Raw genomic sequence first — 11,792 nt, 5'->3', positions numbered from 1 at the left:
CTGAAACCGAATTACTTAGTACCGAAGATCTTATCACCAGCATCGCCAAGACCAGGAACAATGTAGCCCTTGTCGTTTAGCTTCTCATCGATTGCAGCAGTGTAAAGCTCAACATCTGGGTGCGCTTTTTCTAGTGCAGCGATACCTTCAGGGGCAGCAACAAGTACCAGTACTTTAAATACTTTACAGCCTTGCTCTTTTAGAAGGTCAAGAGTTGCAATCATAGAACCGCCAGTTGCTAACATTGGATCAACCACTAGAGCAATACGCTCATCAATGTTAGATGCTAGCTTGTTGAAGTATGGTACAGGCTCTAATGTTTCTTCGTCACGGTAGATACCCACGACACTGATTCGAGCACTTGGCATATGCTCTAAAACACCATCCATCATGCCTAGACCTGCACGTAGGATTGGCACTACTGTTACCTTTTTACCTTTAATTTGGTCAACTTCTACTGGGCCGTTCCAACCATCAATAGTTACACGTTCAGTTTCAAAGTCTGATGTCGCTTCGTATGTTAGAAGGCTACCCACTTCTGTCGCTAGCTCACGAAAACGCTTAGTACTAATGTCACCTTCACGCATCAGGCCAATTTTATGTTTTACTAGCGGGTGTTTTACTTCAACAACTTTCATTTCCAACTCCGGCAATATTTAAACAAACCTGTAGATTATACACGAACTGTGGGGTTATTTCAGAATCTTTATTCTAATAAAAAAAACCGCGCAAACGTTTGCTCTTCGTAATCAAGCCCTGTTAGAATAGCGCCGTTTTCACATCCAACTTAAGTTCGAGGACTATCCCGTGAGTGGTAATACTTCTTCTCTAAGCTACAAAGACGCTGGTGTTGATATCGATGCAGGTAATGCACTAGTAGACCGTATTAAAGGTGCTGTTAAACGCACTCGTCGCCCTGAAGTAATGGGCGGTATTGGTGGCTTTGGCGCCCTATGTGAACTTCCAACGAAATACAAAGAGCCGGTACTTGTTTCAGGTACTGATGGTGTTGGTACTAAACTTCGCCTTGCTTTGGATCTGAAAAAACACGACACCATTGGTATCGACCTAGTGGCAATGTGTGTGAACGACTTAATCGTTCAAGGTGGTGAGCCGCTATTCTTCCTAGACTACTACGCAACAGGTAAGCTAGATGTAGATACAGCAGCAGATGTTGTTTCTGGTATTGCTGAAGGCTGTGTTCAAGCAGGTTGTGCACTCATCGGCGGTGAAACTGCTGAAATGCCAGGTATGTACGAAGGCGACGACTACGATGTAGCCGGCTTCTGTGTTGGTGTTGTAGAAAAAGCTGACATCATCGACGGTACTAAAGTAGCTGCAGGCGACGCACTTATCGCTGTTGGCTCAAGTGGTCCACACTCAAATGGTTACTCTTTGATTCGTAAAGTTCTAGAAGTTTCTGGTGCTGATAAGAGTGAAGAGCTAGAAGGTCGCACTATCGGTGAACACCTACTAGAACCGACTAAGATTTACATCAAATCGGCACTTAAGATGATTGCAGAGCATGACATTCATGCTATCTCGCACATCACAGGTGGTGGTTTCTGGGAAAACATCCCACGCGTACTTCCTGAAGGTACTAAAGCAGTGATTGATGGCAAGAGCTGGGAATGGCCTGCTATCTTCAACTGGTTACAAGAGAAAGGTAACGTGGAGACATTTGAAATGTACCGCACTTTCAACTGTGGTGTAGGCCTAGTTGTTGCTCTACCTAAAGATCAAGCAGACGCTGCTGTTGAACTGCTGAAAGCCGAAGGCGAAAACGCTTGGGTTATCGGTGAGATCGCAAACGCTGAAGCTGGCGAAGAGCAAGTTGAAATCAAATAAGTGATACATTCGCTTGTTTAGTTAATAGATGAGGACCTAATGGTCCTCATTTTGCTATTTAGCCCGCAGAAAACCTTAGTTTATGTAGGTAAATTGTAAGCACCCCTGTTAATCAATCGTATGACCCACTCTATGAAAAACAATCTCTCAAATAAAACCAGTATCTCTAGTAAAAACATCGTTGTGTTAGTTTCAGGAAGCGGAAGTAACTTGCAAGCAATTTTGGACGCCTGCGATAGCAATATGATTGATGCTTCAGTTAAAGCTGTCTTCTCAAACAAAGCAGAGGCTTTTGGTCTAGAGAGAGCAAAATCAGCAGGTGTTGACGCACATTCTGTGAACCCAAAAAACTATGGTTCACGTGAAGAGTTCGATCATGAATTGATGATTCAGATCGATGCTTACCAACCCGATTTAATCGTACTTGCGGGATACATGCGTATCTTGAGTTCAGAATTTGTTCGTCACTATGCCGGTAAAATGGTCAACATCCACCCTTCCCTGTTACCTAAATACCCAGGCCTACACACCCACCAGCGTGCCATTGATGCACAAGACAAAGAGCACGGTACAAGCGTCCACTTTGTTACCGAAGAACTTGATGGTGGCCCTGTAATCTTGCAAGCCAAGGTGCCGGTATTTGAAGATGATGATGCTGACATGTTAGCAAGCCGAGTACTGACTCAAGAGCACTGTATTTACCCGATGGTTTGTAAATGGTTTGCTGAAGATCGTTTATCGATGGTAAACGGGAGGGCTGTCTTAGACGGTGAAACATTAGGTACACACGGTTACGCAGAAGAGTAATTAATAAGGTTGTTCTCCCAGAGTAAATCACGGAAGAATAAGCCTTAAAAAACAGAAAACAAAAAGGCCGCTCACTGACTTATTAGTACAGTAAGCGGCCTTTTTTAATCAGGACAAATAATAGTATCGACTAGATTAGCTCAATGGTTCAGTAGGCGCTTGGCTTGCCACCTTCTTCGGAGCATAAGCGACATCTTCCAACGCTTGGTGGTTGTTGCCAATTAACTCTCCAAAATGAAACAGCGCGTATTCACCCGGCTTCATTCTAAACCACTCTTCATTGTCTGTTAGAGGCTGAGTTGCGACGACGGTTACCACATCATTAGGCGTGGTCTCTTCTTGGAAGTTAATCTCAACATCTTCATCAATCAGGCTCGCGTTACCAAAAGGAGCTCGTCTTGTTATCCAGTATAAATGGTTCGTACAGTAGTTCATCACGTACTCACCGTCACTGAGCAACATATTGAAAACACCTTTCTCTCGTAACTGGTCACAGCACTCAGCGACAAAGCGAAACATACCTTCCATATCTTGAGGAGGTTCAGGAAAACGGTCTTCAAGTTGTTTCAACAACCAGCAGAAAGAGAGTTCGCTGTCCGTCTCACCGACAGGTCTGAATCGACCACTAATCAGATCATCATAATCCGTTAGTTGACCATTGTGAGCAAAGGTCCAGTATCGTCCCCAAAGCTCACGAGTAAAAGGGTGAGTATTTTCTAGATTAACGCCACCACGATTGGCTTGACGGATATGACTGACAACAGCTTGGCTCTTAATTGGGTAGTTTTGAACCAGCTCAGCGATCTTAGATTCACAACTAGGATTAGGGTCTTTAAATGTACGAAAACCCTTTCCCTCATAGAAAGTAATACCCCAGCCATCACGATGTGGACCAGTGTTGCCTCCACGCTGCATAAGGCCAGTAAAGCTAAAACAAATATCAGTTGGCACATTCGCGCTCATACCGAGCAATTCACACATGGTTTAATCTACTCCCTATTTAAACCAATGGAGCCACAAACCTAGGCTCCAAATGTCTGTAAAACTATTATTCCATTTCTTTTTCAACAAGCTGAATCACAATGTGGATGATCTTAATGTGGATTTCTTGGATGCGATCAGCGTAGCCAAAGTGTGGGACTCGGATTTCGATATCAGCACAACCTGCCATTTTACCGCCATCTTTACCGGTCAGCGCAATGGTTTTCATCCCTTTAGCTTGAGCAGCTTCAATCGCTTTTAGGATGTTGCCAGAGTTACCTGAAGTCGACAAACCAAACAACACATCGCCTTTACGACCCACGGCTTCTACATAACGAGAAAATACGTGGTCGTAGCCAAAGTCGTTACTCACGCAAGACAGATGACTCGGATCTGAAATCGCAATACCAGCAAAGCCTGGACGATTTTCACGGTATCGGCCTGTTAGCTCTTCCGCGAAATGCATTGCATCACAGTGTGAACCACCGTTACCACAAGAAAGCACTTTGCCTTCTTGCTTGAATGAATCTGCAATCATTTTTGCAGCAGCTTCAATTTGAGCAATGTTATGGTCATCACTCAAGAACTTGTTCAGAACGTCAGCAGCTTCGTTCAATTCACTTTTGATTAGGTCTTGGTACATTTGGCTTATCTCTTATGTTTTTTGACGCAACTTAAAGTGCGTGAAATGAGAATTGAGGGTTTTCCCCTCTTTATAACTGAGTTTACCCACAAACATGAAATAGTGTCGACACTTAAGCCCAAAGATTGCCACCTTTATTAGGGTCTGTTGACCTTTCGAGCTGATTTTTGCAGATCTTTGTGGGAAATTTATACAAGGCAGAGGCTTTGACGTGTAGCTAGCCTACATGAAAAGCCAATAACGCAGTAGAAATGAACCACGAAGGCTGCCCGAAGGGTTCGGCTAAAATCGCTTTATGCTTTGTTGAAGAATATTTGCTTAGAATGACTAGGCTACATACTCTTCGCCGCGCCTAAAACGATTTTATCTCGAACAAAATTGAACCACGAAGATCAACAGCCCCTAACCTCTCATTGCCGATCCGTCCAAATATTCACCACCAACCTCTCACAATTAGAACTTTAACTCTATTGAGATCACTTTTTATTCACTTTGGAGTTTTACAAATATTTAATATTTTGTTTACACTTGACTGGTTAGACCTCTTACCTAAACTTAATAACAATAAGTGATCTCTGAAAAGGAAATCGATCATGAACATATTGCTCTCCCTACTCGGCATGTCAGCCATCTTAGGCGTCTGTCTTTACCATAGAGTTAGTCTGGTCCGTGCATTAATTGTGTTAACCGGCGCAATGGTAGCATTAACACTGTTTGACAGCGTGGCAGTCACTGGCTGGCTTTGTTATCTATTGGCCATTGCAATCTTTGCTGTACCAGCAATTCGTCAAACCCTGATTAGCCAAAAAGCACTTTCTTTGTTTAAGAAGGTTCTACCAGCAATGTCTCAGACGGAAAAAGAGGCATTGGAAGCAGGCACAGTATGGTGGGAAGCAGAGCTGTTCAAAGGCAAGCCTGAGTGGAAGAAGCTTCAAAATATTGCGGATCCGAAACTTTCTGAGGCGGAACAAGCGTTTGTAGATGGCCCAGTCAATACAGTGTGTGAAATGGTCAATGATTACCAAGTAACACATGAGCTTGCTGATTTACCACCAGAAGTTTGGCAGTACCTAAAAGACCATAAATTCTTCGCCATGATCATCAAGAAAAAATACGGCGGTTTAGAATTCTCAGCTTACGCTCAGTCGTTAGTTCTACAGAAGCTAACGGGTGTTTCGAGCGTATTATCATCGACGGTTGGCGTACCTAACTCACTAGGTCCTGGTGAGCTATTGCAGCACTACGGCACAGAAGATCAAAGAAACCATTACCTGCCACGCCTAGCTGAAGGTAAAGAGATCCCTTGTTTCGCACTGACCAGTCCAGAAGCAGGCTCAGACGCAGGCTCTATCCCAGATTATGGTGTGGTATGTAAGGGTGAATGGGAAGGTGAAGAAGTATTGGGCATGCGCCTAACTTGGAACAAACGTTACATCACTCTAGCGCCTGTCGCGACCGTTTTAGGCTTGGCCTTTAAACTGAGAGACCCAGAAGGTCTGCTTGGTGACAAACAAGATCTTGGCATCACCTGTGCCCTTATCCCTACCGATTTAAAAGGCGTAGAGATTGGTAACCGTCACTTCCCGCTCAACGTACCTTTCCAAAATGGTCCGACTCAAGGTGATGACATCTTCGTGCCTATCGATTTCATCATCGGCGGCCAGAAAATGGCAGGACAAGGCTGGCGTATGTTGGTTGAATGTCTGTCGGTTGGTCGTGGTATCACACTGCCTTCAAACTCAACCGGTGGTATTAAATCTGCAGCATTAGCAACCGGTGCTTACGCTCGTATTCGTCGTCAATTCAAACAACCCATTGGTCGCATGGAAGGGGTTGAAGAGCCACTGGCACGTCTAGCTGGTAACGCCTATGTAATGGATGCAGCAAGTAACCTGACGGTTGCGGGTATCGATCTTGGTGAAAAGCCTTCGGTTATCTCAGCAATCGTGAAGTACCACTGTACTCACCGTGGCCAACGCAGCATCATCGATGCGATGGATATCGTCGGAGGTAAAGGCATTTGCTTAGGCCCATCGAACTTCCTCGCTCGTGGTTACCAAGGCTCACCAATTGCAATTACGGTTGAAGGCGCAAACATCCTGACTCGTTCAATGATCATCTATGGTCAAGGCGCGATTCGCTGCCACCCTTATGTTCTGAACGAAATGGAAGCGGCTTATTCGGAAAGCAGCGATGCACTTGATAAGTTTGATTCAGCATTAGCAGGACACGTTAGCTTTACTATGAGTAACCTAGTCCGCAGCTTGTGGTTTGGTTTAACCGACGGTCGTGGTTCAGATGCTCCAACACCATCCAATAAAACGGATAAGCAGACACAGCGTTACTACCAACAGCTGAACCGCTACAGTGCTAACCTAGCGCTACTGTCTGATATTTCAATGGCTGTATTAGGCGGCTCACTAAAACGCAGAGAGCGCCTATCAGCAAGACTAGGGGATATCCTGAGTCAACTCTACCTAGGTTCAGCAACACTTAAGCGCTTTGAAAGCGAAGGTAGCCATGCTGAAGATCTCCCATTAGTCCATTGGGGTATGCAAGACAGCTTGCGTCAAACTGAAGTCGCGATTGATGAGTTCTTGGCGAATTTCCCTAACCCTGTGATTGGTCGACTACTTCGCGTTGTGTTAATGCCATTTGGCCGTATCCGTCGTGCACCAAACGATAAACTGGATAGCCAAGTCGCGCAAATCCTACAAACACCAAGCGAAACACGCTCTCGTATCGGCCGTGGCCAATACTTGGAAGCAACGGAATACAACCCTGTAGGCAAGATTGAAAAAGCGCTAGAGGTGATTCTTCAAGCTGAACCTCTGTTCGATAAGGTTTGTAAAGAAACACATCAAAAACGTGCTTTCTTACGACTCGACCTTGTCGCTCAGTTGGGACTTGAGAAAGGTATTTTAACGCAAGAAGAAGCAAATCTTCTGATTAGCGCTGAGGAACACAGACTGTACACAATTAACGTTGATGATTTCTCACCAGAGGAGCTTGCAGCAAAGACTCAGTACCCAGACCAATCGATTGATAACGTCGCTTAAGGTCAGAGAAAGAAACAAAAACGGGACTCCTATGAGTCCCGTTTTTTTATTCATCACTTCATTGTCACAAATTTTAATGCTTGCTCTATCGAGGCTTGTTCTATCTAAGTTTAGTCTCTCGAGGTTTGTTGTCCCGACGTTTACTCACTCAAGACAACTCTAGGGATACAGACGAGTTACTTAGGCGCCTTGAGCTGCATCTCAGGTAGCGCTCTCTTCTTCGCTGTGATTTTACGTATTACAAACCAAATCAGTAAGCCCAATAAAATCGCAGCCACATTACCTACCGCTATAATCATTATGCTGCGCTGCCTGTCATCTTCTCTTTTTTGAAGAATCATTAATTTTTCAGCAATACGCTTCTGCTCAGCAAGAGCTTCTTCTTGAAGACGTCGAGATTCTGCTAGATCTATCTCTTGAACAACGCTGTACGACTGCTCGGTAATCGGGAAGATCAGTGGACGCTGGCTTGACGCATCGGTGGCATAAACTATCCCCGACCAAGTGTAAATTCCCAAATCATCATTATAAGGCAACGTTAAAGACACTTTCATCGCATCAGCTTCGGCTTGGCCTTGCTTATACATCACATACCCATCAGGGGCTTTATACTCAACGTGAGCTGCTAACGAGCTCGGTGCAATCATACCTGGCTCGCCAGATGCCACGACGGTATGAGATAAGCCTTCTTTGCGAGACTGAATGAAGGTGGTGGTGATTGGCGTTGGGTAAACCAAGACCTCTTGCTCTTGCGCTCGCAGGAACACACCATTACCAGAAGTAATTCGAGCTCGATATTTACCAGGCTCAATGTCCATTGGCAACGATACCGTGAATACACCATCTCCAGCTTTTTCGTCAAGATCAACGCCATCATCGGCAAATTCCCCCATGACAACCGGAATTGGCCGCGCTTCTCTCACTAAGGACTCTTCGTTTTCGACGAACTTAGTGAATGTTACTTTAAGCTTCACACGGTCAAGAAAGTCACGCAGCACAAGCGGCTTGCCATCGGATGTCAAACGAGCGGTAAATTTAATGTGTTCGGTTTGGTACAACTTGTCTGGAAATTCATTGGCGTCTAAAACCAGATGAGATAAAAGTTTGATATTATTTTTAGGTGAGACTTTACCTACCGCTTGCCAGGGACCCGGCATCGGATTGTCGATAGAGATAATATCCATTGACGATTCTTGGTACCAACGGACATTATCAGCATGACGCAAAGCGTGATACTTCTTGCCATCAGGACGAACCAAGACGACGGGTTTAGAATTATCGGCTCGATAGATTACAAAAGTAACTTGCTCGATACTGGGATCAACTCGAAAGCGATTATCCAATAAACTCATTACAGATTCTGTTGCTGCGTGTAAGCCAAAGCTCAACAGCAAAAAACAACCGGTAGCCAATACCCTTAACATACTTTCTCCCTACTGACGCCAGAGGCAGCTTCCGCTTTTCTCGACGAGGTCTAAACGACTTTGATGCGCTTCTACTTCATCGGCCGTAGCTCGCAAAACCTTTAGGGATTTTCGACCACTTTCTGCTCTTCGTATGCTTTCGCCTTCGCCTTCTTGTTGGCCAGCGTTAAATTGCAGCGAAGTTTGCCCACCTGTCATCAATAAGTAGACGTCAGCTAGAATCTCCGCATCGAGCAATGCGCCGTGAAGAGTACGGTGTGAGTTATCAATACCATAACGGTCACATAAGATATCTAGATTGTTTCTTTTCCCTGGGAATATCTTCTTCGCCATCGCCAAGGTATCGGTAACTTTACAGTAGTCATCCGTTTTACCTATAGCAGGGTTAAGTTTCTCAAACTCATAGTCCATAAAGCCCGTATCGAAGGGCGCGTTATGAGCCACCAGCTCCGCACCTTTAATAAAGTCGAGAAACTCTTTATGTATGTCTTGGTATTCTGGTTTATCAATCAAAAATTCATCGGTAATACCGTGAACGCCAATTGCCTCTTCTTGAATCGCACGATCGGGCTTGATATAGACGTGAAAGTGACGCCCAGTCAGCCTACGGTTGATGATCTCTACTGCACCAATTTCAACGATGCGATGTCCCATATAGTGGGGGCCACCCTCTGTATTCATACCGGTGGTTTCGGTATCGAGTACAACGATGCGTTTGTTTTCATTCGAACTGTTTTTTTCGTTCGTGCTTTGTTCTGGAGTGCTACTGGTATTCATAAGGATAACTGTGTCAGACTATGCCGATAATGTGCTTGAGGTAATAGTATCAAATCATGACGAAACAAGTTGAAATTTTCACTGATGGTTCTTGTTTAGGCAACCCAGGTCCTGGCGGCTACGGCATCGTACTTCGCTACAAAAAAGTCGAGAAGACGTTAGCCGAAGGTTTCACCTTAACCACCAATAACCGCATGGAAATGCTCGCCGCTGTTGTGGCTCTCCAAGCCCTCAAAGAGCCTTGCTCTGTCATTCTGACCACAGATAGCCAATACGTGCGTCAAGGTATCACCCAGTGGATTCACAACTGGAAAAAGCGCGATTGGAAAACAGCCGATAAAAAGCCTGTTAAAAACGCAGACCTGTGGCAAAGGCTAGATAAAGAGACGGCGCGCCATAGCGTTGATTGGCGCTGGGTTAAGGGGCACGCGGGGCACCGAGAAAATGAAATGTGTGATGATTTAGCACGAAGTGCAGCAGAAAACCCGACCCAAGAAGATACGGGCTATCAACCAAGCTGATCACCTTTGTAAATGAGATGTAGATTTCAGAAACAGATTTATAGTTTCTGAAACTGATAGATAGATGAAAAGCCGACTATGAGTCGGCTTTTTCAGTTTTTAACGGATACGAAGTTTTAGCGGAGTCCAAGGTGCGACGCGTATTGGTTCTAAAACTGGCTCCTACAGGAGAGAAGCGTCGCTTAAGGTGCCAATGTGGCTTGATAGGCTTAAGTGGATAAGTACGTTTACGAGCAACAATAAAGTATTGACTACCAGCGAACGATGCGCAGCTGCCTAAGCTGTTCTCCAACCACGTCCATATCGCTTGGTATTTACTCATCGGGAACAGCGCGTAGGTGTCACAATGAATCACTTCATAATTAAGTACGCCTAGCCAATCTTTAATTCGGTTTGGCGTATACATACGTCCACTCCATGGCAAGCTGTTCTTTCGCCAAGGCATCAAACTGGCAAGCCCAGTCACACTAAAAGGGTTAAAGCCGGTGATGATAATATAGCCATCGTCCATCATTACTCGGTCGACTTCTCTCAATAGCCGGTGTGGGTCGTTGCTATAATCTAACTGATGACTCAGCACCACAACATCAAAGCTTTTCTCTAAAAAGGGTAAATTATAACCATCTGCTATCACATTATGTAATGGGTTCTGGATATCTAGGTTTACTTGATGTTGAATGTTGCATGTGCAGCTAGAAATCTCACTGCTGAGGCCACCGAGTTTGAGCATATGGTAACCAAATAGTTTTGGGCACCACTCATCGAGTCGAGTTTGAATAGATTCTCTCAACCAGTCCCCATTGTGCAATTGTGCCCAAGTATAAGGACGCTCAAACTTCTTTCTGCTACGTGCTGGCTTCATCAATAATCTGTCTCACTTATTCTGTCTCACTAAAAGTGACTGGAGAACCAATAATGTTACATATCAAAAGCATACCTGCATTTAACGACAATTACATCTGGCTGATTCAAAATAGCGATCGCCGTTGTGCTGTCGTCGACCCTGGTGATGCAGCTCCAGTATTAGAGTACTTAGCACACCATGAGCTAACTTTAGATGCAATCTTGATTACGCACCACCACCACGATCACATTGGTGGCGTGCCAGAGTTGGTAAGACAATTCCCTGGCGTGGATGTCGTTGGCCCCAAAAATGAACCTATCCCGACCTTAACGCATCCCGTTGATGACGGTGACCAATTAGAGCTGTTTGGCGAAGTATTCCTCGTGCTAGGGCTTAGTGGGCACACCGCTGGGCACATTGGTTATGTGGGTGATGCCAAACTGTTTTGTGGCGATGTACTGTTTTCAGCCGGTTGTGGGCGAATCATGGAAGGCACACCACAGCAAATGTTTGATGCATTGAACAAGATCACAGCACTCCCACAAGAAACCGAGGTTTACTGTGCTCATGAATACACGGCAGCCAATATCGCTTTTGCACTGGCTGTTGAGCCTGACAACCAACATTTGCAACAATACCGCGACCAAGTGAATCGGCTTCGAGCCCAAAATAAGTCGACCATCCCCACAAATTTAAGACAAGAAAAGTTTATTAACCCCTTCTTACGCTACACAGAACCAAGTGTAGTGAAATCAGTATCTAATCGTACTGAGCAGACCGATCCTTTATCGGTTTTTACCGCTTTACGTGCGTGGAAGAACGAATTTTAACAAATACAGGCTTGTCACTCATAGGGAGTGGCAAGTATTATCATCGGCCGTTTATTAA

The 11,792-nt window shown here is 44.9% G+C and carries 11 protein-coding genes; 5 read left to right on the top strand and 6 right to left on the bottom strand.

Annotated features, from left to right (window positions below; translation table 11 throughout):
* Nucleotides 1-11: 11 nt before the first annotated feature.
* On the bottom strand, nucleotides 12-638 hold the full coding sequence (gene upp, locus AB6D07_RS10925; RefSeq protein WP_009847387.1) for a uracil phosphoribosyltransferase: 627 nt from the start codon (nucleotides 636-638) through the stop codon (nucleotides 12-14).
* A gap of 169 nt (nucleotides 639-807) precedes the next feature.
* On the opposite strand from upp, the gene purM reads away from it, so the two are divergent.
* Nucleotides 808-1,848: a phosphoribosylformylglycinamidine cyclo-ligase gene (purM, locus tag AB6D07_RS10920; RefSeq protein ID WP_008222945.1), complete on the top strand. Its 1,041-nt coding sequence runs from the start codon at nucleotides 808-810 to the stop codon at nucleotides 1,846-1,848.
* A gap of 132 nt (nucleotides 1,849-1,980) precedes the next feature.
* The gene (gene purN, locus AB6D07_RS10915) at nucleotides 1,981-2,655 is read left to right on the top strand and encodes a phosphoribosylglycinamide formyltransferase (protein ID WP_017103652.1); all 675 of its coding nucleotides are present in this window, start codon (nucleotides 1,981-1,983) and stop codon (nucleotides 2,653-2,655) included.
* A gap of 135 nt (nucleotides 2,656-2,790) precedes the next feature.
* Here the strand turns inward: purN and AB6D07_RS10910 are convergent, their stop codons facing one another.
* On the bottom strand, nucleotides 2,791-3,636 hold the full coding sequence (locus AB6D07_RS10910) for a class II glutamine amidotransferase (RefSeq protein WP_009847389.1): 846 nt from the start codon (nucleotides 3,634-3,636) through the stop codon (nucleotides 2,791-2,793).
* A 67-nt stretch (nucleotides 3,637-3,703) separates the two neighbouring features.
* Nucleotides 3,704-4,279: a D-sedoheptulose 7-phosphate isomerase gene (gene lpcA / locus AB6D07_RS10905; RefSeq protein ID WP_009847390.1), complete on the bottom strand. Its 576-nt coding sequence runs from the start codon at nucleotides 4,277-4,279 to the stop codon at nucleotides 3,704-3,706.
* Between the two features lie 593 nt (nucleotides 4,280-4,872).
* Here lpcA and fadE point away from each other — a divergent pair.
* Nucleotides 4,873-7,338 carry an acyl-CoA dehydrogenase FadE gene (fadE, locus tag AB6D07_RS10900; protein WP_017103653.1) on the top strand — a complete coding sequence of 822 codons (2,466 nt, stop codon included), beginning with the start codon at nucleotides 4,873-4,875 and terminating at the stop codon, nucleotides 7,336-7,338.
* Nucleotides 7,339-7,514: 176 nt separating this feature from the next.
* Here fadE and AB6D07_RS10895 read toward each other — a convergent pair whose 3' ends face one another.
* Both AB6D07_RS10895 and dnaQ read right to left on the bottom strand, forming a co-directional pair.
* A complete protein-coding gene (locus AB6D07_RS10895) occupies nucleotides 7,515-8,762 on the bottom strand; it encodes a TIGR03503 family protein (RefSeq protein WP_017103654.1) in 1,248 nt (415 codons plus the stop codon).
* A 9-nt stretch (nucleotides 8,763-8,771) separates the two neighbouring features.
* Entirely contained in the window at nucleotides 8,772-9,539 is a 768-nt protein-coding gene (gene dnaQ / locus AB6D07_RS10890) for a DNA polymerase III subunit epsilon (RefSeq protein WP_009847393.1), read from the bottom strand.
* 56 nt (nucleotides 9,540-9,595) lie between these two features.
* Between dnaQ and rnhA the strand changes: the two genes are divergently transcribed.
* Nucleotides 9,596-10,060 carry a ribonuclease HI gene (rnhA, locus tag AB6D07_RS10885; RefSeq protein WP_009847394.1) on the top strand — a complete coding sequence of 155 codons (465 nt, stop codon included), beginning with the start codon at nucleotides 9,596-9,598 and terminating at the stop codon, nucleotides 10,058-10,060.
* A gap of 76 nt (nucleotides 10,061-10,136) precedes the next feature.
* On the opposite strand, the gene AB6D07_RS10880 is transcribed toward rnhA, so the two are convergent.
* Nucleotides 10,137-10,922 carry a class I SAM-dependent methyltransferase gene (locus tag AB6D07_RS10880; RefSeq protein WP_029223040.1) on the bottom strand — a complete coding sequence of 262 codons (786 nt, stop codon included), beginning with the start codon at nucleotides 10,920-10,922 and terminating at the stop codon, nucleotides 10,137-10,139.
* A gap of 53 nt (nucleotides 10,923-10,975) precedes the next feature.
* Between AB6D07_RS10880 and gloB the strand changes: the two genes are divergently transcribed.
* Nucleotides 10,976-11,734 (top strand): hydroxyacylglutathione hydrolase, encoded by a 759-nt coding sequence (gene gloB / locus AB6D07_RS10875; RefSeq protein ID WP_012604588.1) that lies wholly within the window; start codon nucleotides 10,976-10,978, stop codon nucleotides 11,732-11,734.
* Nucleotides 11,735-11,792: the final 58 nt, after the last annotated feature.

This window comes from Vibrio sp. 10N.239.312.C11 (assembly GCF_041466065.1).
Lineage (GTDB): Bacteria > Pseudomonadota > Gammaproteobacteria > Enterobacterales > Vibrionaceae > Vibrio > Vibrio tasmaniensis_A.
Note: the sequence above shows the minus strand (reverse complement) of the source record. Positions and strands in the feature narration are given on the sequence as shown.

What these genes read in the sequence shown, in the direction of transcription:
- purN (WP_017103652.1), top strand. Translation starts at nt 1,981, where the DNA reads ATGAAAAACAATCTCTCAAATAAAACCAGTATCTCTAGTAAAAACATC.
- rnhA (WP_009847394.1), top strand. Translation starts at nt 9,596, where the DNA reads ATGACGAAACAAGTTGAAATTTTCACTGATGGTTCTTGTTTAGGCAAC.
- dnaQ (WP_009847393.1), bottom strand. Translation starts at nt 9,539, where the DNA reads ATGAATACCAGTAGCACTCCAGAACAAAGCACGAACGAAAAAAACAGT.
- upp (WP_009847387.1), bottom strand. Translation starts at nt 638, where the DNA reads ATGAAAGTTGTTGAAGTAAAACACCCGCTAGTAAAACATAAAATTGGC.
- AB6D07_RS10895 (WP_017103654.1), bottom strand. Translation starts at nt 8,762, where the DNA reads ATGTTAAGGGTATTGGCTACCGGTTGTTTTTTGCTGTTGAGCTTTGGC.
- fadE (WP_017103653.1), top strand. Translation starts at nt 4,873, where the DNA reads ATGAACATATTGCTCTCCCTACTCGGCATGTCAGCCATCTTAGGCGTC.
- AB6D07_RS10910 (WP_009847389.1), bottom strand. Translation starts at nt 3,636, where the DNA reads ATGTGTGAATTGCTCGGTATGAGCGCGAATGTGCCAACTGATATTTGT.
- gloB (WP_012604588.1), top strand. Translation starts at nt 10,976, where the DNA reads ATGTTACATATCAAAAGCATACCTGCATTTAACGACAATTACATCTGG.
- AB6D07_RS10880 (WP_029223040.1), bottom strand. Translation starts at nt 10,922, where the DNA reads ATGAAGCCAGCACGTAGCAGAAAGAAGTTTGAGCGTCCTTATACTTGG.
- lpcA (WP_009847390.1), bottom strand. Translation starts at nt 4,279, where the DNA reads ATGTACCAAGACCTAATCAAAAGTGAATTGAACGAAGCTGCTGACGTT.